Genomic DNA, 1,284 nt, shown 5'->3' with positions numbered 1-1,284 from the left:
AGAGCTGGCTCGGGAAATCTGCACAGCTAGGATAAGTGGAATTTCCGCCTGACTTCAGCTTAAATGCTGGGAACAGGAGATACCATGACGAGACGACCGCGCCGGAACCATAGTCCGGCTTTCAAGGCCAAGGTGGCGCTTGCCGCGATCAGAGGCGAGCAGACGCTGGTGGAATTATCCCAGCAGTTCGACGTGCATGCCAATCAGATCAAGCAGTGGAAAGAACAGCTTCTTGAGGGGGCGACAGGCGTTTTCGGCGATGAAACCAAGGTCGAACCTGCCGGTCCAACCGTTGATGTCAAAACGCTTCATGCCAAGATCGGCGAACTGACGCTGGAGAACGATTTTTTGTCCGGTGCGCTCGGCAAGGCGGGATTGCTGGGCGGAAAGAAATGATTGACCGCAATCACAAGCTATCCGTCGTGCGCCAGGCGAAGCTTCTCGGCTTCAGTCGTGGCAGTGTCTATTATTCTCCGCGCCCAGTGTCGAACGTCGATCTGGCTTTGATGCGCCGGATCGACGAATTGCATCTCGATTACCCGTTTGCCGGAAGTCGGATGTTGCAAGGGCTTTTGAGGGGAGAAGGGCTGGAGGTTGGGCGATTGCACGTCGCCACGCTGATGAAGAAGATGGGTATCGAGGCGATCTACCGTCGCCCGAACACTTCGAAACCAGCGCCGGGGCACAAGGTCTATCCCTATCTCCTGCGCAAGCTGGCGGTTACCAGGCCCAATCAGGTCTGGGCGATGGACATGAGCTACATCCCGATGGCACGCGGCTTCGTCTATCTCTGCGCCGTCGTGGACTGGTTCAGCCGGCGTGTTCTGTCGTGGCGACTGTCGATCACGATGGAAGCCGACTTCTGCATCGAGGCGGTTGAAGAGGCGCTTGCCCGCTACGGTAAGCCGGACATCTTCAACACCGATCAAGGATCGCAGTTCACATCCATCGACTTCACGGCGGTGTTGAAGAAAGCTGAAATTGCCATCTCGATGGACGGCAAAGGCGCTTGGCGGGACAATGTCTTTGTCGAGAGGCTGTGGCGCTCGATTAAATACGAGGAGGTCTACCTCCATGCCTATAAAACCGTGTCTGAGGCACGCGCTGGCATCGGCCGTTATCTGACCTTTTACAATAGCCGACGCCCACATTCATCACTTGACCGGCAGACACCGGATCAGGCTTACTTCAACGCGCTGACGCCAATGATGGTGGCGGCATAATCGAGGCGGAAATCCACTTAGCGAAACGCCCGAAACTGTTCAAACAAACCGAGCCACCTCT

General features: G+C 56.2%; 1 protein-coding gene. It reads left to right on the top strand.

Annotation, left to right across the window (positions count from 1 at the left end; all coding sequences use genetic code 11):
* The first annotated feature begins 84 nt into the window (after positions 1-84).
* Positions 85-1,223, top strand: a protein-coding gene (locus tag HWD97_RS24145) for an IS3 family transposase (RefSeq protein WP_181375965.1) whose coding sequence is annotated in 2 segments (ribosomal slippage) — positions 85-343 and positions 343-1,223 — 1,140 coding nt in all. Because the reading frame shifts where the segments join, the coding sequence is not laid out codon by codon here.
* Positions 1,224-1,284 lie beyond the last annotated feature (61 nt).

This window comes from Ochrobactrum sp. C6C9 (assembly GCF_022627935.1).
GTDB classification, from domain to species: Bacteria; Pseudomonadota; Alphaproteobacteria; order Rhizobiales; family Rhizobiaceae; genus Brucella; species Brucella teleogrylli.
The sequence above is the reverse complement of the archived record's forward strand: the minus strand, read 5'-3'. Positions and strand labels throughout refer to the sequence as shown.